Genomic DNA, 18,573 nt, shown 5'->3' on the forward strand with positions numbered 1-18,573 from the left:
GTCACACGCTCCGATAATGTTTACTTTTAAGCTCAAAAATCGTTTGGCAATCAATGCAGCGAGTGCAACCCTGTGATGCAATGCGGCGTGCTTCTGAAATAGGCTTGTCGCAGTCTTCACATTCAAAAGCGGAAACACTGACTAAACGATTAGTAATGGTTTTGATTTGTTGCTCACGCATGAGCATTTCGTGGTCACTGGCGCGGTCAATTTCTTTAGACATGATCTAACTCCGCAGCCAGATTTGAGTAATGCTCAGACTCACCAACTAATAACTGGTGAATTTGTTCATCATTTAACTTTTCGTTGATAATCTTGCAGGCTATGGCATCAAAGCGAGATGAAAATTTGTCATACATAATTTTGCGTTCATCTTCACGAATAGCTTTAATACTGATAACAACAGCGGAGTAATCACGCTCTTTTGTCGCAGGGTCAAAGCCGATTAAAGGTAACTCAGTGGTTTTACCCATACTTCGCCCTTTAATAACTATTTTTCTTTTCTCTATATTTTTCATACTCAAAACCTCGAATTTAGAATGTAAAAATCCCTGACGCGCTAACGTCATTAATTTTGTTTCTTTACCTTAAATAGGCATGGCGATATGTTTAGGGAATAGCGCCGTAAGTGCTTTAATTTGATTTATTGCTGAAATAATTGATTGCATTTCCTCTTTATTAAATTCTTCAAAACCTAAATGATGTTTATCACTATTAATTTCGGCTAAATAAAGAATCATATTAAGCATTCTCTCATCACTTAATCTTAGATACTCAATAAATCCGGAAAGCTCTTTATTATCTGGACATTCTTTATTTGAATGAAAAACGGTTGTCCTTAATTGAGCAGCTTTATTCAACTCATTCACGCGATATTCTAAGCTGTCACCGTGATTTTCGTAGTGCCTAGTTGTTACATTCTTTACTGGCACATCATCAGTTTTCACATTATCGAGTGATTCAATAAGCTTTTTTGTTTTAACTAACTCAATTGCCGTAGTTCCCATGTTCTATATCAACCCCCTAAAATGGGATGTTATCATCCATTGGAATATCACTCATGCAGTGTATACCTTTGCCTCTTGTCCCCAATACACTTTCATTGCAAGCCTCTCTTATGTCACTACTTAGCTCACAGATAATAAAATCAACATCTAGAGGACTTAAACCATATGTAACCATGGCTTTATTCATGACGGATATAATATCTTGCTTAATATCATGCTTTGCTGCTGATAACGCACGTAGTCTTTTAAGAATACTAAACTCATCAGAGCATGCAGTTTTTGTTTTATTAAATTCTTTTGGTTCTGACATTTCTATTTTGATTTCCATTTTTAACCCTCACTATTATTTAATAGCTGCCGAGAATAAATATAAAAAGAATAAAACACCGCCAATCATTAAAATTTTATCCATTAACGATAATTGGCGTTTTTTATTTCGTTTGTGTTCATTAAATGATGAACTCTTTAATTTATGTTTGTGTTGCTGAAATTGTAATTGAGTCATTTTATTAACCCTTTATTAGTGGATAGAATGGCAATTCATCGATAATTACAAATAATGAATCTATATATTTCTTTGCATCACTCATTGAATCAAATAAACCGAATGAATCATCATTTCGTTGAACGTGATAGCGGGTTACTGGATTCATCGTTTTAGCCGGTAACTTAACGATTAGAAAACCACGATATTTAAAACTGTGAGTTGAGATTTGTTCAGCTTTCATATTACAAGCCCACCCAAAGCAACCATGCATCCCTTTGCTCTTTTGGTCTATTCAAAAATGCATCACGCATTGCGCGGTTGAATTCAGGAATATAAACCCAGTTTTCACCACGCGTTTTAACATCCCCGTCACTGTCTGGATTTTGCCAAACAATCAATGGCAGTTTGTTTCTATCAACCATGTTTTTTACCGCAGCTTCACTTTTCCCTATTAAATCAGCGAATTTTTTATAAGGAACCGCATCAACTGGATAATGAACTTGCAAATACTTTTCTAATTCTTTACCGCTCATATGGCATAATCCCCTCTTGTGGATGCTTATAGTCGCTTACCTAGGCAATTATAAGCCTTACTTCACTTTCACGGTAGCAATTGCTACCCCTTGCAATCGATAATAGGGTAATAGGTACAACCATGTCAATATCATTAGGTGAAAAAATCAGGATGATTAGAGAGGCTGAAAACTTAACTCGTGCAGATTTTTGCTCTTTAACAGGTATTCCGGAAGGCACGCAAAAATTTTATGAAACTGGAAGACAAGAAATTAGTGGAAAGACACTACCTAAAATAACAACTCACCCCAGATTTGAAAAATATATCATGTGGTTAATGGCTGATAAAACAAACGAGGCGTTAGGACAAATTAGTCCAACTCTCTCCCCTGATGGGCAAGATGTTCAAACATTACCCCGCTCAGATCGGAAAACTGGCTAACAATACATACTGATTTACTTGATTGGATTGATAACAATTCAATATGCCACATCGGAGGGCTGCAATATGCCAATTAAAAAAACCGATGATGGTCGATATATGGTGGACATTAGACCTCTTGGACGGAAAGGAAACCGGATCAGGAAAACATTTGATAAAAAATCAGAAGCGATTGCCTTTGAACGTTACACAATGGCAAATGCTAAAAAAGCGGGAACGAAAGCAGATAGGCGGCTTTTAAGTGATCTATTGGAACTTTGGTGGCTTTATCATGGCCAAACAACTGAAAATGGTTCGATAGAGAAAAGACAACTTAAAAAAACAATTAAGTTTCTTGGTGACCCCGCAATTAACAGATTGAATAAACAAGTATTACTTGAGCATCGTAGTGATAGGTTACTAAGTGGAACAAGTGCGGCGACTATTAATCGCGATATGTATCGTTTATCAGGCATGATTTCTACACTCAAAAAGCTTGAGGTGTTTAATGCAGATAATCCACTTAACGGCTTGCCACCACTCAAAGAAACACCACCAGAAATGGCTTTCTTAACTCATGATGAAATTAGTTTATTGCTATCCCAGCTATCATCAGAAGAAAAGAAAATCGCAATATTTTGTATGAGCACAGGCGCAAGGTGGGGAGAGGCAGCAACACTACAGAGTAAACAAGTAAAAAATGGGCGAGTTACTTTTCTAAAAACTAAAAATGGGAAATCACGCATAGTTCCTATTTCTGAGGAATTAGAAAAGGAGATAAAAACTAAGCAAACCGGCTTATTGTTTGATGTTGATTACGAAAGTTTCAGGCTGAAACTAAAAGCTGTTAAACCTGATTTGCCAGACGGTCAAGCTACGCACGTTCTTAGGCATACTTTCGCAAGTCACTTTATGATGAATGGTGGCAATATTGTTGCGCTGCAACAAATATTAGGTCACGCCAATATTCAACAAACAATGGCTTATGCTCACTTAGCCCCTGATTATTTGCAATTTGCTATTACCTTAAATCCATTAAATGGGGGTATTAGTATTTAAGCATCAATAGGCGTTCAAAGTGTCCACGGACTGTCCACACTTATGATTTTTCGTGACTTTTATGGACGCCTAACGAAAACAATATCACACTGATAAATAAAGGATTTATTTATTTTTGAGATAAAAAAAAGCCCCTAACAGGGGCTATAAAAGACAGGGATGGTGTCTATGGCAAGGAAAAACTTCACTTATTGCTACTTCACTACTTACTATGGAACTCAGGATATGAAACTAACTAACTTGCATTACTACGGGTACTAACAACTAAACTTACTGAAACTGCATCGCTTGAAATTCCGACATTTTGTATTGCTGCATTTCTTGTTGGTGAATATGTTCAAGCTCTGTTTTCTGTTCTGGCGTTAATAACTGGTACAATTCATGGTGAATTCGAGCCATTTCAACACGTTGTTCCAATTCTTTTTGCATTCGTTTTTCAAGCTCTTCACGAACCGCTTTGTCATCAAAGCTATCCGCTATAATTAATTTGTGCAGTGCTTCACGTTCTTTAACTAAAGCAGTGTTATCAACATGATAATGGCGCTGTGTTGCCATTAAATCGCGTAATTGCTGACGCTGTTTTTCATTTAACGTGATACCATTAAACATAAAGGTACTGGCACGTTCTTCACTGCTAGATAACTCATGATGTTGGAAAGGCACAACCGCATGGCCCGTTGGCGCTGTTGGCCCAGACTGCATCTGTAACATCAAAGGTGTTGAACTTTCATTTGCAGCACTTTTTGGTTCTTCTGCAAAAGCAACCGCTGGCCCGAACACAAACGCAGAAGCTAAAACTAACATTGCGGTTTTATGTACTGTATTATGTACTTTGCTATGCGTTGTTCTCAGCATTTGACACCTTGTCTCCGAACTGTGCTCGTGATTCAATGTGAACAAATATACACCTGTGGCTGCAAACTAGCGTCAGAGCATGTAAAAGAACGTAAAGTCATGGAATCGTACAGATTGTTATCGTATTTTGGCAGTTGGAGGACTTAAAAAATGCATAAAATCCTATTAGTTGATGACGACCGTGAACTCACGTCGCTATTAAAAGAACTGCTGGAAATGGAAGGTTTCAATGTTGTCATCGCCTATGATGGTGAACAGGCATTACAACAAATTGACTCATCCATTGACCTGTTACTGCTTGATGTCATGATGCCGAAAAAAAATGGTATTGAGACATTAAAAGAACTGCGCCAAATCCATCAGACCCCCGTTATCATGTTAACGGCTCGCGGTAGTGAGTTAGATAAGGTTCTGGGCCTAGAATTAGGTGCAGACGACTATCTACCTAAACCGTTCAATGACCGTGAACTGGTCGCGCGTATTCGCGCTTTATTACGCCGTTCTAACTGGAGCGAGCAAACTCAAGGCGACAATAGCAATACCCCTGTTTTACAAGTTGATAAACTGCAACTTAACCCAGGTCGCCAAGAAGCCAGCTTTGATGATGAAATTTTGGACTTAACAGGCACCGAATTTACGTTGTTATATCTGCTCGCACAGCACCTAGGCCAAGTGGTTTCTCGTGAACACCTTAGCCAAGAAGTACTTGGTAAGCGCTTAACACCGTTTGACCGTGCTATTGATATGCATATTTCAAACTTACGTCGCAAACTTCCAGAACGCACTGATGGCCAGCCGTGGTTTAAAACCTTACGTGGCCGCGGATACTTAATGGTTTCTGCCACATGATCAACAGCTTAACCGCAAGGATCTTCGCGATCTTCTGGTTTACCCTCGCACTAGTATTAATGCTAGTGCTGATGGTGCCCAAGCTCGACTCTCGGCAAATCACCGTCCTTATGGAAAGTGAACAACGCCAAGGGGAGATGCTTGAACAGCATATTGAAGCCGAACTCGCACAAGCTCCGATGAACGACCTACTTTGGTGGCGGCGTATTTCTAACGCCATCAAAAAATGGGCGCCTCCTGGCCAACGCTTAATTATCGTCACCAGTGAAGGCCGTGTGATTGGCGCAATGCCAAGTGAAATGCAGGTGATACGTAACTTTATTGGGCAGTCCGATAACGCGGATCACCCGAAAAAGAAAAAATATGGACGAGCCGAAATTCTCGGGCCATTCTCCATTCGTGATGGGGAAGACCACTACCAGCTGTATTTAGTTCGCCCAGCAAGCAGCCCACAATCTGACTTTATTAACTTATTGTTTGATAGGCCTTTCTTATTACTGATCGCCACAATGCTGATCAGTGCCCCGTTATTATTATGGTTATCTTGGAGCCTTGCCCGCCCCGCTCGTAAGTTAAAAATGGCGGCAGACGATGTAGCGAAAGGAAATTTACGGCCACACCCAGAGCTAGAAGCCGGCCCACAAGAGTTCTTGTCTGCGGGAAATAGCTTTAACCAGATGATCAGTGCCCTTGATGGTATGGTTAGCGCCCAGCAACGCTTAATCTCTGATATTTCTCATGAACTACGGACTCCACTGACACGTTTGCAACTGGCAACAGCCTTATTACGCCGTCGCCATGGTGAAAGTAAAGAGCTAGAACGCATCGAAACCGAGACCCATCGCCTAGATAGCATGATTAACGATTTACTGGTGTTATCCCGTAGCCAGCACAAAAACGAGATCTTGCGTGAAAATATCAAAGCCGATGAACTTTGGGGCGATATCTTAGATGACGCTAGCTTTGAAGCCGAACAGATGAACAAAACCCTCGAGGTCACTTCTCACCCTGGGCCTTGGCCGTTATATTGCAACCCTTCCGCTGTCGGTAGTGCATTTGAAAATATTGTGCGTAACGCATTACGTTATTCACATACGCACATTGCTGTTGATTTCAAAGAAGAAAATAACGGTATTTTAATCACTGTCGATGATGATGGCCCGGGTGTTAGCCCTGCTGACCGCGAGCACATTTTCCGCCCGTTCTACCGCACAGATGAAGCTCGAGACCGAGAAACAGGTGGAACTGGCTTAGGCCTTGCAATTGTTGAAACCGCAATAACGCAACATAAAGGTTGGGTTAAAGCGGATGATAGCCCATTGGGTGGTTTAAGGTTACAAATCTGGTTACCTGAGCACGGACGTTAGCCCCCTCCTAAACCTAGGCCTTCTTTTAAAAGAGAAGGCCTTTGATATTTACCCACAAAATAAATCTAGCGCCTAGAATGTTCTTATATTGCACCTAAAACCCATAATCCCTAAACAAAATACTAATATATAACTCCATTTATAGCGTATTTTTCATTCAATATAAAAATAATCAGCAAGATAAAAAAAAATTATTAATATATAACCCCAAACATATACATATTGTTTTATATCTTAATATGTTACTAAATCCTATACCTTGCATGTTTATCTGATATTCTGTTTTACCTAGTTAAAGTGTGATGATTTCTATTTTCATAGAAGGCACAGAAGCCCAACCTAATAGCTATTTTGATACTTATAATAATAGGCTGCTAATAATCATATTTTAATTTTATTTATAGGTTTTATTTACCTATTCAGTATTAGGCGAACTCAACTTCAAATGGATTTATCAATGAAAAATTTCAAGCTCACCAAGCTAGCAATACTTGCTGTCCTCGGTGCTATAAGTGCACAAAGCGTTGCAGGGGGATTAGTTCTACCAGATAACAACTTACGTAGTGACCTTGCTTGGCTTTCTGAACGCAACGTTATCCAAATTAGCTTATCCACTTGGCCGCTGTCCCAAGAAGAGATCACCCGCTCTTTAAATAATGCCAATATTACGAATAGCGAGCAAGAAGCTATTATTCAGCGCATTAAAAAGAACCTCGACCGTAAGAAAAACAGCGTTCAACTCGAAACTCACTTTGCATCTAGCCATAACTCCATGCCACAAGGCTTTGCCCAAAGTGAATATAGTGACATTCGCTATACCGTTTCAGGCAACTACAGCACTGACGATGTAGACTTAAACCTGACGGCTAATGGCGAACGGGCTTTACGCGTTGAAAATGGCTCTGACTACAACCTCAACGGCTCATATGGTGGTGTAAAAATTTGGAACCAATGGGTATCCTTTGGTGAAATCCCACAATGGTGGGGACCAGGCCACGATGGTAGCTTAATTCGTACCGATGCGGCTCGCCCTGTTACTGGCTTCTTAATTCAACGTGCTGACCAAAGCCCATTTGAAACTCCATGGCTTTCTTGGATTGGTTCGTGGCAATACCAGCTCACCGCAGGGCAAATCAAACAATATTCTTCCCAACCCAACACTAAACTGATTGGTTTACGCATGACCATGAACCCAACTGACTTCTTCGAACTCGGTGGTTCTCGCGTAGTCATGTGGGGAGGCGATGGCCGCCCTAATAACTGGAACTCTTTCTGGAACGCGATGGGCGGTAGGGATAATACTGGTGACTATAACGATGACCCAGGTAACCAGTTGGCAGGCTTAGACTTCAAACTAAAACTTTATCCATTAATTGACATACCCGTCAGTTTCTACGGCCAAATGGTGGGTGAAGATGAAGCCAACCTTTTCCCATCGAAAAACGCCTTCATGGGCGGTATCGAAGGTTACCACACCTTATGGGGCCAACCACTAAATTGGTATATTGAAGGCGCGAATACCCATACTGAGTGGGACAAAGACGGCGTAATGTATCGCCACTTTATCTACAAAAATGGTTATTACCAACAAGGTGCATCACTAGGCCACGCGATGGGCGGCGACGGACGCATGCTCACAACCAAAGTGGAATACACTCTCGATGATGATAACCGTGTTAGCACCCGCCTAATGTATGCGAAGGTGAATAAATCTAACTTTGATGGCAACAAGTTATTCCCTAAATCAGAAACCATCAAAGGCGTTGATTTCGGTTGGTGGCACAACTTTGACTATGACATCAGCACTGATGCGAAGGTTTGGGTGTCTAAAACTGATTACGAAACACGCAATGATATAGGCGCAGCCGTTACAGTAAACGTGCCGTTTAAGTGGTAGTTGGCACCAATTAAGCATATTTAAACAAAAATGGGTTATGTTCTTAGCATAATCCATTTTTTTATCCCCTTAGCATTATTATTTTAGTTAAAAATATATTACCCGTATAATTCCAATCAATACCCAAGTGAATTAATATAATCAATTAAGTATTTTATTAATCTATTGTTACTCTCAATTGGGATAAATTTGGATATATAAGCATCTTACTTTTATTAAACCCACACTAAAGGCAATGATATATAAAGAATAACTTAACTTAAATATATAATCACGTACAAAGCGTAAGAATAGGATTATAACCTGATAATTTAAAATAATTTATTTCATTGCTACTCCTACTAGGACTATTCCCTAACACTATCACAGTGATAGTCAGTAACTAGCTTTAATGGTATTATTAAGCGCTTTTTACTTGACCAAATAAATGCTGAAGCATACCCTTGGTCGGCTAAAAAACAATAAGCTTTGCTTATCAATTGAACAAGTTAGCAAAAAATGCAATGTTTTCAATTGATAAGTATGCATTTACAATTTCAATGGTGCTCTGGGACCCGACAACCCAGTGCGGTAGCTATGGGTGTTTACTGCCTCTGCCATACATCATATTTAATAATAGGATATAGGAGAATAAAATGTCTGATTTACGTGCTCTAATTATAGAGCTATATCATGAAGCTCTTGAAGCTACAGATGCAACATTAATTGGTGAACTTGGTGATGATACTATTTTACTAGAGAGCGGTCTCGATTCTTTAGGCTTTGCTATTTTAGTTGCTAGATTAGAAGAAGAATTAAATTATGACCCTTTTTCTATAATGGAGAATGCAGTTTACCCAAATACATTTAAAGAATTTGTTGATATTTATATAAAAAACAAACCGGAATAAAATTAATGGCATTATTTGACTATATAAATAATTTTGATAACGATAAAAAATTATTTAAAACCCCAAATAAAACTGAAACTATTCTTTCTTTAAAGAAAGAAAGAGAGTCATTAAAATCATTTCTATACAAAATAAGAAACAAAAAAATAGCTTTAAATTTTAATGACGATCTAAATATTGCAAAGTGGTTATTTTTCCTAGATGGTATTGTTTCAAGAATCACTATTCTACCTTATGAATCAGTGTTAGATAAACAAAGTGATTTTATTAAAAAATCCGAAACAGATTTTTTAATAACTGAATCTGATGATAGTGGGAAAAATGTTATAAATATAAATTTACTTGACGAGTATAGTAATGAATCATTCGATTTTGATCAAAACATTGATACCGAATGGGTTATTACAACATCAGGTACGACAGGAACACCTAAATTAGTAAAGCACACACTATCGAGTCTAACTGCAACTGTAAAAAATAGTGATTCAAAAGAAAATACAAATATTTGGGGATTACTCTATGGCTTGCAACGCTTTGCTGGTATTCAAGTTTATTTACAATCTGTAATATCAGGTAATTTATTAGTTATTCCTCAGCACCTATCACTTCCCGATGAAATTAACTTTTTCAATCAAAATAATGTTACATGTTTATCTGCCACCCCAACATTATGGCGTAAATTATTAATGCTCCCCGAAGCACGACTACTACCATTAAGAGTTATTACGTTAGGTGGAGAAATAGCTGACAGCAATATATTAAAAGCATTATCTGTACAATTCCCAAACGCTAAAATACGACATATTTATGCATCCACAGAAGCAGGAGTTGGTTTTTCCGTTACTGATGGCCAAGCTGGATTCCCAATAAGTTATTTTGAAAAGATGTCATTAAAAATTAGCAATGAAAATACTTTGCTGATTAAATCAAACGCTACGTATTCCGGCTATATTGGCTCTGAAAAAACAGAAGAAAATGATGGATTTATAGATACCGGTGATTTAGTAGAAATAAGAAATAATCGCTGCTATTTCTTAGGTAGATCTAACGGTAGCATTAATATTGGTGGAAATAAGGTTCAGCCAGAACAAATTGAGAGAATAATACTGTCTTTTCCTGGAGTACTACTTGTCAGTGTCTCAGCTAAAAAAAGCTCCATAATGGGAAGTTTAGTGCAAGCTAGCTTAGTCGTTGACCCATCAATTGAAGACACTAAAAGCTTTATTTCTAACTTAAAAAATTATTGCAAAGCTAACTTAGAAGATTTTATGGTACCCACATTCTTTAAGATTGTTAATGATTTAAAAATAAATGCAACGGGCAAGGTATTAAGAAATGAATAAATTAGTTTTGGTTACTGGCGCTACTAGAGGATTAGGTTTGGGCATTGTAAAAGCCTTGCTAGAATCTAATTATAAAGTTATCGCGACAGGAAGAAATAAAACAGCTGAGATTGATGGCCTTTTAATAAATAATCCTGATAATTTTAATTTCGAAAGCTTTGACCTCTCACAGTCATCTGAGATTAAAAATTTTATATCCGATATAGTCAAAAGATATGGTCGTCTCTATGGACTAGTTAATAATGCAGCACTAGGTCATGACGGTGTACTTGCAACAATGCATGAGAGCCAGATAAGTGAACTACTCAAAGTTAATGTAGAGGCCCCTATTCTGTTAGCTAAATATGCTAGTAGGGGAATGTTAATAAATCAGGCAGGAAGAATAATTAACATTTCATCTATTATTGCAACCACTGGATTTAATGGTTTATCTGTTTATGGTGCATCTAAATCAGCATTAAATGGATTTACTAAATCGTTATCTCGTGAGTTAGGAAAAGCAAATATCACAGTAAATAGTGTCTCCCCCGGATATATGTCAACAGATATGACTAATTCTCTTCAAGGTGATAAATTAGCTTCTATAGTACGCCGTAGTCCTATGAAGAAATTAGCAGGTACAGATGATGTAGCTAGAGCAGTTTTATTTCTTATGGATGAGAATTCAAATATGATCACAGGTACAACAATTACCGTTGATGCCGGAAGCACTGCTTAATGTGCTAAATGATAATAAGCTAATATTAAAACTGGCGATGTTTTATGACACTAAAATTAGAACGTTTTTCAACAGAAAATACCGACTTAGTTCTTTCATGGCGAAACCTACAGGAAGTTAGAAATAACTTTTTAGATGATCACATCATCAGTAAAGAAGAACATTTAAGTTTTTTAGAGTTATTAAAAAATAATGAAAAAAAGCATTACTTTATATTAAAAATTAACGAAATGCCTATTTCTGTTATGTATATTGAACTTATTGATAACAAAAATAGCATCTATTGGGGATGTTATATTGGTAATAGGGAAGCTATTTTTCCAGGCCTTTTTCCTATAATGATAGCAATATGCAGCAAATTTGCATTTCAAAAATACAAGTGTGAAAAAATAAAAAGTGACGTTTTAAGCCATAACTTAGCGCCACAGCATATGAACAAATTTCTAGGTATTAAAAAGATAAATGAACGTATGCTTGAATCTAATAAATTATGTTTTGAATATGAAATATCTAGAAAAGACTGGGAAGATATAGAAAAAAAAATCAATAAAATTATAACGAAACAACAACAAAAAATGCTTGACGATTTAGATATTTTTTTAATTTAATTTATAGTCTATTTATCAAAAACAATATATTTACGGTGAAAAAATGTTAAACAATAAAAGTGTGCTTATTACTGGTGGAACAGGATCATTCGGGAAACAATTTATAAAAACTATTCTTCAAAGATACCCAAACGTAAAAAAAATCATTATTTTTTCGCGTGATGAACTAAAACAGTTTGAATTAAAGCAACAGTATCCCGCAGCTATCTATCCACAGTTACGTTTTTTCATTGGTGATGTACGTGATCGCAATCGTATGATTCAAGCATGTGAAGGTGTCGATGTTATCATCCATGCTGCTGCTATCAAACAAGTTGATACTGCTGAATATAACCCTACAGAATGCATCCGTACAAACATTGATGGTGCAGAGAATGTAATTCAAGCAGCACTTCAGTGTGGTGTAAAAAATGTTGTTGCTCTCTCAACAGATAAAGCTTGTGCTCCTATCAATCTTTATGGTGCAACCAAATTAGCTTCAGATAAATTATTCACTGCAGCAAATAATATCAAAGGCTCAAAAGACATTAAGTTCAGTGTCGTTCGTTACGGAAATGTAATGGGCTCTCGTGGCTCTGTTATTCCATTTTTCTTAAGTAAATGCAAGGAAGGTGTACTTCCAATTACACATGAAGAGATGACTAGATTCAATATTTCCCTTCAAGATGGCGTAAATATGGTCATGTATGCATTAGAAAATCATTTAGGTGGTGAAATTTTTGTTCCTAAAATTCCATCATATAGAATACTTGATATCGCTAAAGCAATTGCTCCTGATTGTAAAATTGAGGTTGTTGGTATTCGTCCTGGCGAAAAATTGCATGAGGAAATGATAACAGATACTGACGCATTAAATACTATCGATTTCGGTAAATATTATGCAATTCTTCCTTCTGTATCATTCACTTATAGTGAAGATGAATATCTGACTCACCATAAGGCTCAAAAAGTACCATTCGGTTTTAAATATAATTCAGGAACAAATGCTGAGTGGGAATCGATTGAAAGCCTACGAGAATTAATTAAAACCCATGTCGATCCCAATTTCACTGTGTGAGAAATAATATGATCCCTTATGGTAAACAAGAAATAACTCAACAAGATATTGATTCGGTTGTTGATGTATTAAAATCAGATTTTTTGACACAAGGCCCTCAGGTACCTTTATTTGAGAGCAAACTAATAGAACATACGAATGCAAAATATGCACTAGCGGTGAATAGTGCGACCTCAGCCCTGCATATTGCATGCCTAGCTGTAGGATTAGGCAAGGGCGACTGGTTATGGACATCACCGATCACTTTTGTAGCATCGTCTAATTGTGGGCTGTATTGTGGGGCACAAGTAGATTTTATAGATATAGATCCAAAAACCTATAATTTATGCCCTAAAAAACTCGAGGAAAAATTAATTATAGCTGAGCAAAATGGCACATTACCAAAGGTTGTAATACCTGTTCACTTATGTGGCCAGCCATGTGATATGAAAGCTATCCATAAACTTGCTCAAAAATATGGTTTTTATATTATTGAAGATGCATCCCATGCTATCGGAGGAAAGTACCACAACAAACCTATCGGAAATTGTGAGTACTCAGACATTACTATTTTTAGCTTCCACCCTGTTAAAATAATTACAACCGCTGAAGGCGGAGCAGCAGTAACTAACAGTAAAGAATTCGCCGATAAAATGTCTTTATTACGTAGTCATGGCATTACACGTGAAGCATCTATGATGGAAGGTGAATCCCACGGAGATTGGTACTACCAACAAATTGACTTAGGTTTTAATTACCGGATGACTGAATTACAAGCCGCTTTAGGGGTCAGCCAAATCCAAAAATTAGATCACTTCGTTGAAAAACGGCATAAATTAGCTAACAGATATAATACTCTTTTAGCTGATTTACCTATAACGTTGCCATATCAATTAGAAGATACTTATTCAGGATTACATCTTTATGTTATTCGATTAAATCTAAACAAAATAACATTAACTCACAAAGCTGTTTTTGACGCTTTGCGGGCAAAAGGAATCGGTGTCAACCTACACTATATCCCTATATACACACAGCCATATTATAAAAAAATGGGTTTTAAGCTCGAAAATTTTCCTGAATCAGAACAATATTATCGAGAAGCAATATCGTTACCGATGTTTCATTCTATGACTGAAGAGCAACAAAATATGGTGGTGCAAACATTGTCCAACATACTGAATGGGTAACATATGAACATAGCCATTATTCCTGCTCGTGGTGGTAGTAAAAGAATACCTCGAAAAAATATTAAGCTTTTTCATGGTAAACCTATAATCGCCTATTCAATCGAAGCAGCAAAAAACTCTGACTGTTTTGATAGGATTGTAGTTTCTACCGATGATATTGAAATTGCTAATGTTGCCAAGCATTATGGCGCCGAAGTACCTTTTATGCGTTCTACAGATTTATCGGATGACTTTACAGGAACTAGCGCTGTAGTTGCCGATAGCTTAAAGCGTTTGAATATCGGTCATGGAAGTGTATGTTGCATCTATGCAACTGCGCCATTTATTACACCTAAAACCATCAATAACGGCTTAAATAAATTAGTTGACAATGATGCTGATTTTTCTGTGACTGTAACATCATTTCCTTTCCCTATCCAAAGAGCAATGAAAATCAACCAAGATGGTATGCTGCTTTTTAATGAGCCAAATCACTTAATGACTCGCTCACAAGATTTGCCTGAAATGTACCATGATGCAGGGCAAATTTATTGGGGAAAAGCTCAAGCATTCTTAGAAAATAGAGCTGTATTTTCAGGGACAACCATACCAATCATACTACCTCGGTATTTAGTTCAAGATATTGATACCCTTGAAGACTGGGCTCGCGCTGAGGCTATGTATCAAGTATTAAACTCTCAGGGAGTGTTTGAGTGCAAATAGTAATACGTGCAGATTCTGGTTTCGAAATCGGCACTGGACATATGATGCGCTGTTTAACATTAGCAAATACTTTGCGTAATAATGGCCACGATATTTTTTTTGTTAGTAAACCTCACACTGGGAATATAATCGACAAAGTTAAACAAAATAATTTTGATTATGCAACGCTAACCATAAATGATACTCCATATGATGACCTCTATCATTCTCGTTGGCTAGGCAGCAGCCAAATGGATGATGCAATGCAGACAGTTGGAATTATAAATCAATGTATTAAAAAGTCGGTTGATTTAATTATTGTTGATCATTACGCAATTGATCACCGGTGGGAAGAAATACTTAAACAACATACAAAAAGAATTCTAGTCATTGATGACCTTGCTGACAGAAAACATAATTGTGATTACCTACTTGATCAAACATTTATGCGTACTAAACAAGATTATCAGTCACTTTTACCTAAAGATTGCCAATTAATGTTAGGCTCTCAATTTGCGCTTTTAAGACCAGAATTTATTAAACCATTAGAATTAATTCAACAAATAAGATTAAAATCTAAGAACCAAATGGCAACGCATATTTTAGTCATGATGGGGGGAACGGACCCCTTGAATGTTAGTGCTAAAGTACTTGATGCCTTACTCCTAGATAAAAAAAATAAAAAAATCACCGTAGTTCTTGGCCCTACAGCCCCCCATTACGATTCAGTCAAAGCATATTGTGAGCATGATAAACGTATTACAATCATGTCTGATATTTCAAATGTTGCAGAATTAATGCTTAGCCATGATATTTGTATTGGTGCAGCTGGAACAACGTCATTAGAAAGATGTTCTATGGGACTTCCTAGCATCTTAGTAGCATTCGCTGAAAACCAAATACCGATTTTAACAATGCTTGGGAACTTTGGCGCAGTAATAGTATTTACCTTAGAAGATTCTCATGAGCAAATACTCAGTAAGCTTAATTATCTAAGAACCCCTGAAAACTACCAAAGAATGACTGAAAGGTGTCTTGAGGTTTGTGATGGTAAAGGTGTAAAAAAAGTCATTGATATATTAACAACATAACCACACAAAAGCTTATTGAAATCCTCCAAACTTATATCAGCATAAACTATATAAACCCGAGATATACTGAGTATGAACCAAAATAATTATGTAATTGCGACGATAAAATCTTGGAATATAGATTATTTCAATAAAGTAAAAGAAACCCTTCCCGGGGTTTGGCACTTAGTTACTGATGTTCAAGAACTTTCTGTCGAATATTTAGAAAAAATAAATCCTCGTTACATTTTCTTTCCACATTGGAGCTGGATAGTTCCTAGTACAATCTTAGAACGGTGGGAATGTGTTTGCTTTCATATGGCAGATGTTCCTTATGGTCGAGGTGGAAGCCCGTTACAGAATCTAATTACCCGCGGACATAAAGAAACTAAGCTAAGTGCTTTAAGAATGGTAAATGAACTTGATGCTGGTCCTGTTTATAAAAAAATTTCCCTCTCACTTGATGGCAGCGCACAAGAAATTTTTAATCGTGCATTACCATTAGCATTTGACTTAATTAAAGATATCGCAATAGCTGAACCAACTCCTCATGAACAAATCGGAGATGTTGTTCTGTTCAAAAGAAGAACACCAGCTCAAAGCGAACTTCCGTCCAGTGGAGAATTAACTAAAGTATATGATCATATCCGTATGCTTGATGCTGAAACTTACCCAAAAGCATTTTTAATGTACGGTGATTTCAAACTAGAATTTGAACATGCAAAATTAAATGAATATGGGCAATTAATAGCACAAGTAAAATTCATTGCTAATGAACAGAGCAAATAATATGAAAGAAATTTATATCGATGGCCGTGCAATTGGCCCAAATCACAAGCCGTATATCATTGCGGAGCTTTCAGCAAATCATAATGGTTCTATTGATAGAGCGCTTGAAACTATAGTAATGGCGAAGAATGCGGGGGCCGATGCAATTAAATTGCAAACCTACACACCTGACACAATGACGCTAAATTGTAATAACCCTGATTTTCAAATCGAGGGAGGACTGTGGGATGGCTACAATCTATATGATTTATATAAATGGGCTCATACCCCTTACGACTGGCACAAAGCAATGTTTGCAAAAGCACGAGAAATAGGAATCACTGTATTCTCAACACCATTTGATGAAAGTGCAGTTGACCTTCTTGAAGAACTTAATGCTCCCGCTTATAAGATCGCATCATTTGAACTTACGGATTTACCACTAATCAAACGTGTTGCCCAAACTGGTAAACCAATGATTATGTCAACCGGAATGGCAAACTATGATGAAATCGCTGAGGCTGTAAAAACCGCTCGTGAAAATGGTTGCAATGAACTCGTAGTACTGCATTGCATTAGTGGGTACCCTGCTCCTGTAGAGCAAGCAAACCTTGCAACGATTCCAGACATACAAAGTAAATTTAATTGTATCGTCGGCCTTTCCGATCATACTTTAGGCACGGCAGTATCCGTTGCCTCTGTTGTACTAGGCGCTAGTTTAATTGAAAAACATGTAACACTTAGCCGAGAAGATAAAGGGCCCGATTCTGCATTCTCTTTAGAGCCTCATGAATTAAAAGTACTTTGTGAAGACACAAAATCCGCATGGGAAGCGATTGGGAAAGCAAGCTATGAATGTAAACCTGCTGAAGTTGCCAATACAAAATATCGCCGTTCAATATATTTTGTCAATCCACTTAAAGCTGGTGAAACGATAACCGAATCTGATATCCGAAGAGTCAGACCTGGCTTTGGCCTACCACCTAAACACTTTGAAGAACTCATCGGAAAGCAAGTTAAAATTGATGTCGAATTTGGTACTGCAACCTCTTGGGATATAATAGAACATGACTAAAACTATTTTAGTAGTTGCTGCTCATTCCGATGACGAAGCTCTTGGTTGTGGTGGTACTATCGCTAAACACGTCGATAATGGTGATAATGTATACGTTATTTTCATGACAAATGGCGTAGCGTCAAGGGTATCAACCAACACTAATGATATAGATAACCGTTACCTCGCTTCAGAAAAAGCACTTGAAGTACTTGGCGTAAAAGATGTTTTTCGATTTGATTTTCCTGACAATAAAATGGATTCAATCCCTCGATTAGATATTGCACAGAAAATTGAATCGGTAATTGCCAAAATTTCACCAACAATTGTTTATACTCATTTTTCTGGGGATTTAAACGTTGATCACCAAGTAACAAATAAAGCAGTTTTAACTGCTTGTCGTCCTCAAGAATGGTGCTCAGTAAAAGAAATTTACTGTTTTGAAGTTTTATCCTCAACGGAATGGAATAGTAAGTCCATTAGCGCATTTTTACCGCAAAAAATTGTTGATATATCTGAGCAATGGCAAAGAAAAAAATTATCACTAGAGTGTTATCAAGAGGAAATGCGCTCAGCTCCTCATAGCCGTAGTTTTGAGTCTGTCGAAGCTTTGGCATTATTAAGAGGAGCAACTCATGGCTTACATTATGCAGAAGCATTCTATATTGAAAGGGTTATAAGTTAATTATTGTTAACTCACTTAATATTTATAAGACAAAAATACCCTCATTACATAACATGAGGGTATTTTTAGAATAGA

General features: G+C 37.2%; 24 protein-coding genes. 16 read left to right on the forward strand and 8 right to left on the reverse strand.

Annotation, left to right across the window (positions count from 1 at the left end; all coding sequences use genetic code 11):
- Position 1 precedes the first annotated feature (1 nt).
- The 7 genes from PSF67_RS11720 to PSF67_RS11750 form a co-directional block, all read right to left on the reverse strand.
- Entirely contained in the window at positions 2 to 223 is a 222-nt protein-coding gene (locus PSF67_RS11720) for a TraR/DksA family transcriptional regulator (protein ID WP_102140495.1), read from the reverse strand.
- Positions 216 to 473 (reverse strand): DUF2732 family protein, encoded by a 258-nt coding sequence (locus PSF67_RS11725; RefSeq protein ID WP_272676961.1) that lies wholly within the window; start codon positions 471 to 473, stop codon positions 216 to 218. The genes PSF67_RS11720 and PSF67_RS11725 overlap by 8 nt, the downstream gene beginning before the upstream one ends.
- A 114-nt stretch (positions 474 to 587) precedes the next feature.
- A complete protein-coding gene (locus tag PSF67_RS11730; RefSeq protein WP_102140493.1) occupies positions 588 to 1,007 on the reverse strand; it encodes a DUF5347 family protein in 420 nt (139 codons plus the stop codon).
- 16 nt (positions 1,008 to 1,023) lie between these two features.
- Positions 1,024 to 1,335, reverse strand: coding sequence for a hypothetical protein (locus tag PSF67_RS11735; RefSeq protein ID WP_102140492.1), 312 nt, complete (start codon positions 1,333 to 1,335; stop codon positions 1,024 to 1,026).
- Between the two features lie 15 nt (positions 1,336 to 1,350).
- Entirely contained in the window at positions 1,351 to 1,512 is a 162-nt protein-coding gene (locus PSF67_RS11740; RefSeq protein WP_272676962.1) for a TetR family transcriptional regulator, read from the reverse strand.
- A gap of 4 nt (positions 1,513 to 1,516) precedes the next feature.
- The gene (locus tag PSF67_RS11745; RefSeq protein ID WP_102140490.1) at positions 1,517 to 1,735 is read right to left on the reverse strand and encodes a hypothetical protein; all 219 of its coding nucleotides are present in this window, start codon (positions 1,733 to 1,735) and stop codon (positions 1,517 to 1,519) included.
- Position 1,736: 1 nt separating this feature from the next.
- Positions 1,737 to 2,027: a Cox family DNA-binding protein gene (locus PSF67_RS11750; RefSeq protein WP_102140489.1), complete on the reverse strand. Its 291-nt coding sequence runs from the start codon at positions 2,025 to 2,027 to the stop codon at positions 1,737 to 1,739.
- 122 nt (positions 2,028 to 2,149) lie between these two features.
- Here PSF67_RS11750 and PSF67_RS11755 point away from each other — a divergent pair, with 122 nt between their 5' ends.
- Positions 2,150 to 2,449, forward strand: coding sequence for a helix-turn-helix transcriptional regulator (locus tag PSF67_RS11755; RefSeq protein WP_102140488.1), 300 nt, complete (start codon positions 2,150 to 2,152; stop codon positions 2,447 to 2,449).
- Between the two features lie 66 nt (positions 2,450 to 2,515).
- Entirely contained in the window at positions 2,516 to 3,487 is a 972-nt protein-coding gene (locus PSF67_RS11760; protein ID WP_102140487.1) for a phage integrase, read from the forward strand.
- 270 nt (positions 3,488 to 3,757) lie between these two features.
- Here PSF67_RS11760 and PSF67_RS11765 read toward each other — a convergent pair whose 3' ends face one another.
- Positions 3,758 to 4,342: a Spy/CpxP family protein refolding chaperone gene (locus PSF67_RS11765; protein WP_195697907.1), complete on the reverse strand. Its 585-nt coding sequence runs from the start codon at positions 4,340 to 4,342 to the stop codon at positions 3,758 to 3,760.
- A gap of 150 nt (positions 4,343 to 4,492) precedes the next feature.
- Between PSF67_RS11765 and cpxR the strand changes: the two genes are divergently transcribed.
- The 14 genes from cpxR to PSF67_RS11835 all read left to right on the forward strand — a co-directional run bounded on the left by cpxR (position 4,493) and on the right by PSF67_RS11835 (position 18,498).
- The gene (gene cpxR, locus PSF67_RS11770; protein WP_004265224.1) at positions 4,493 to 5,191 is read left to right on the forward strand and encodes an envelope stress response regulator transcription factor CpxR; all 699 of its coding nucleotides are present in this window, start codon (positions 4,493 to 4,495) and stop codon (positions 5,189 to 5,191) included.
- Positions 5,188 to 6,558, forward strand: a complete 1,371-nt coding sequence (cpxA, locus tag PSF67_RS11775) for an envelope stress sensor histidine kinase CpxA (protein WP_004906999.1) — start codon at positions 5,188 to 5,190, stop codon at positions 6,556 to 6,558. The genes cpxR and cpxA overlap by 4 nt, the downstream gene beginning before the upstream one ends.
- A 457-nt stretch (positions 6,559 to 7,015) precedes the next feature.
- Complete coding sequence (locus PSF67_RS11780; protein ID WP_195697908.1) at positions 7,016 to 8,455, forward strand: capsule assembly Wzi family protein; 1,440 nt, start codon at positions 7,016 to 7,018, stop codon at positions 8,453 to 8,455.
- Between the two features lie 635 nt (positions 8,456 to 9,090).
- Entirely contained in the window at positions 9,091 to 9,345 is a 255-nt protein-coding gene (locus PSF67_RS11785) for an acyl carrier protein (RefSeq protein WP_272676963.1), read from the forward strand.
- 5 nt (positions 9,346 to 9,350) lie between these two features.
- Positions 9,351 to 10,688, forward strand: a complete 1,338-nt coding sequence (locus tag PSF67_RS11790; protein WP_272676964.1) for an AMP-binding protein — start codon at positions 9,351 to 9,353, stop codon at positions 10,686 to 10,688.
- Positions 10,681 to 11,406, forward strand: a complete 726-nt coding sequence (locus tag PSF67_RS11795; RefSeq protein ID WP_272676965.1) for an SDR family NAD(P)-dependent oxidoreductase — start codon at positions 10,681 to 10,683, stop codon at positions 11,404 to 11,406. The genes PSF67_RS11790 and PSF67_RS11795 overlap by 8 nt, the downstream gene beginning before the upstream one ends.
- 44 nt (positions 11,407 to 11,450) lie before the next feature.
- Positions 11,451 to 12,014 (forward strand): hypothetical protein, encoded by a 564-nt coding sequence (locus PSF67_RS11800; protein ID WP_272676966.1) that lies wholly within the window; start codon positions 11,451 to 11,453, stop codon positions 12,012 to 12,014.
- Positions 12,015 to 12,057: 43 nt separating this feature from the next.
- Entirely contained in the window at positions 12,058 to 13,071 is a 1,014-nt protein-coding gene (pseB, locus tag PSF67_RS11805; protein WP_102140480.1) for a UDP-N-acetylglucosamine 4,6-dehydratase (inverting), read from the forward strand.
- Between the two features lie 8 nt (positions 13,072 to 13,079).
- A complete protein-coding gene (pseC, locus tag PSF67_RS11810) occupies positions 13,080 to 14,240 on the forward strand; it encodes a UDP-4-amino-4,6-dideoxy-N-acetyl-beta-L-altrosamine transaminase (RefSeq protein WP_272676967.1) in 1,161 nt (386 codons plus the stop codon).
- Between the two features lie 3 nt (positions 14,241 to 14,243).
- On the forward strand, positions 14,244 to 14,942 hold the full coding sequence (gene pseF / locus PSF67_RS11815) for a pseudaminic acid cytidylyltransferase (protein ID WP_272676968.1): 699 nt from the start codon (positions 14,244 to 14,246) through the stop codon (positions 14,940 to 14,942).
- The gene (gene pseG / locus PSF67_RS11820) at positions 14,933 to 16,012 is read left to right on the forward strand and encodes a UDP-2,4-diacetamido-2,4,6-trideoxy-beta-L-altropyranose hydrolase (protein WP_272676969.1); all 1,080 of its coding nucleotides are present in this window, start codon (positions 14,933 to 14,935) and stop codon (positions 16,010 to 16,012) included. The genes pseF and pseG overlap by 10 nt, the downstream gene beginning before the upstream one ends.
- A gap of 72 nt (positions 16,013 to 16,084) precedes the next feature.
- A complete protein-coding gene (locus PSF67_RS11825) occupies positions 16,085 to 16,780 on the forward strand; it encodes a hypothetical protein (protein WP_272676970.1) in 696 nt (231 codons plus the stop codon).
- 1 nt (position 16,781) lies between these two features.
- Positions 16,782 to 17,834: a pseudaminic acid synthase gene (gene pseI / locus PSF67_RS11830; RefSeq protein ID WP_272676971.1), complete on the forward strand. Its 1,053-nt coding sequence runs from the start codon at positions 16,782 to 16,784 to the stop codon at positions 17,832 to 17,834.
- Positions 17,827 to 18,498: a PIG-L deacetylase family protein gene (locus PSF67_RS11835; RefSeq protein ID WP_272676972.1), complete on the forward strand. Its 672-nt coding sequence runs from the start codon at positions 17,827 to 17,829 to the stop codon at positions 18,496 to 18,498. The genes pseI and PSF67_RS11835 overlap by 8 nt, the downstream gene beginning before the upstream one ends.
- The last annotated feature ends 75 nt before the right edge of the window (positions 18,499 to 18,573 follow it).

Origin of the sequence: Providencia sp. PROV076 (assembly GCF_028483405.1) — a bacterium.
GTDB classification, from domain to species: Bacteria; Pseudomonadota; Gammaproteobacteria; order Enterobacterales; family Enterobacteriaceae; genus Providencia; species Providencia huaxiensis.

What these genes read in the sequence shown, in the direction of transcription:
- PSF67_RS11720 (WP_102140495.1), bottom strand. Translation starts at nt 223, where the DNA reads ATGTCTAAAGAAATTGACCGCGCCAGTGACCACGAAATGCTCATGCGT.
- PSF67_RS11725 (WP_272676961.1), bottom strand. Translation starts at nt 473, where the DNA reads ATGGGTAAAACCACTGAGTTACCTTTAATCGGCTTTGACCCTGCGACA.
- PSF67_RS11730 (WP_102140493.1), bottom strand. Translation starts at nt 1,007, where the DNA reads ATGGGAACTACGGCAATTGAGTTAGTTAAAACAAAAAAGCTTATTGAA.
- PSF67_RS11735 (WP_102140492.1), bottom strand. Translation starts at nt 1,335, where the DNA reads ATGGAAATCAAAATAGAAATGTCAGAACCAAAAGAATTTAATAAAACA.
- PSF67_RS11740 (WP_272676962.1), bottom strand. Translation starts at nt 1,512, where the DNA reads ATGACTCAATTACAATTTCAGCAACACAAACATAAATTAAAGAGTTCA.
- PSF67_RS11745 (WP_102140490.1), bottom strand. Translation starts at nt 1,735, where the DNA reads ATGAAAGCTGAACAAATCTCAACTCACAGTTTTAAATATCGTGGTTTT.
- PSF67_RS11750 (WP_102140489.1), bottom strand. Translation starts at nt 2,027, where the DNA reads ATGAGCGGTAAAGAATTAGAAAAGTATTTGCAAGTTCATTATCCAGTT.
- PSF67_RS11755 (WP_102140488.1), top strand. Translation starts at nt 2,150, where the DNA reads ATGTCAATATCATTAGGTGAAAAAATCAGGATGATTAGAGAGGCTGAA.
- PSF67_RS11760 (WP_102140487.1), top strand. Translation starts at nt 2,516, where the DNA reads ATGCCAATTAAAAAAACCGATGATGGTCGATATATGGTGGACATTAGA.
- PSF67_RS11765 (WP_195697907.1), bottom strand. Translation starts at nt 4,342, where the DNA reads ATGCTGAGAACAACGCATAGCAAAGTACATAATACAGTACATAAAACC.
- cpxR (WP_004265224.1), top strand. Translation starts at nt 4,493, where the DNA reads ATGCATAAAATCCTATTAGTTGATGACGACCGTGAACTCACGTCGCTA.
- cpxA (WP_004906999.1), top strand. Translation starts at nt 5,188, where the DNA reads ATGATCAACAGCTTAACCGCAAGGATCTTCGCGATCTTCTGGTTTACC.
- PSF67_RS11780 (WP_195697908.1), top strand. Translation starts at nt 7,016, where the DNA reads ATGAAAAATTTCAAGCTCACCAAGCTAGCAATACTTGCTGTCCTCGGT.
- PSF67_RS11785 (WP_272676963.1), top strand. Translation starts at nt 9,091, where the DNA reads ATGTCTGATTTACGTGCTCTAATTATAGAGCTATATCATGAAGCTCTT.
- PSF67_RS11790 (WP_272676964.1), top strand. Translation starts at nt 9,351, where the DNA reads ATGGCATTATTTGACTATATAAATAATTTTGATAACGATAAAAAATTA.
- PSF67_RS11795 (WP_272676965.1), top strand. Translation starts at nt 10,681, where the DNA reads ATGAATAAATTAGTTTTGGTTACTGGCGCTACTAGAGGATTAGGTTTG.
- PSF67_RS11800 (WP_272676966.1), top strand. Translation starts at nt 11,451, where the DNA reads ATGACACTAAAATTAGAACGTTTTTCAACAGAAAATACCGACTTAGTT.
- pseB (WP_102140480.1), top strand. Translation starts at nt 12,058, where the DNA reads ATGTTAAACAATAAAAGTGTGCTTATTACTGGTGGAACAGGATCATTC.
- pseC (WP_272676967.1), top strand. Translation starts at nt 13,080, where the DNA reads ATGATCCCTTATGGTAAACAAGAAATAACTCAACAAGATATTGATTCG.
- pseF (WP_272676968.1), top strand. Translation starts at nt 14,244, where the DNA reads ATGAACATAGCCATTATTCCTGCTCGTGGTGGTAGTAAAAGAATACCT.
- PSF67_RS11825 (WP_272676970.1), top strand. Translation starts at nt 16,085, where the DNA reads ATGAACCAAAATAATTATGTAATTGCGACGATAAAATCTTGGAATATA.
- pseI (WP_272676971.1), top strand. Translation starts at nt 16,782, where the DNA reads ATGAAAGAAATTTATATCGATGGCCGTGCAATTGGCCCAAATCACAAG.
- PSF67_RS11835 (WP_272676972.1), top strand. Translation starts at nt 17,827, where the DNA reads ATGACTAAAACTATTTTAGTAGTTGCTGCTCATTCCGATGACGAAGCT.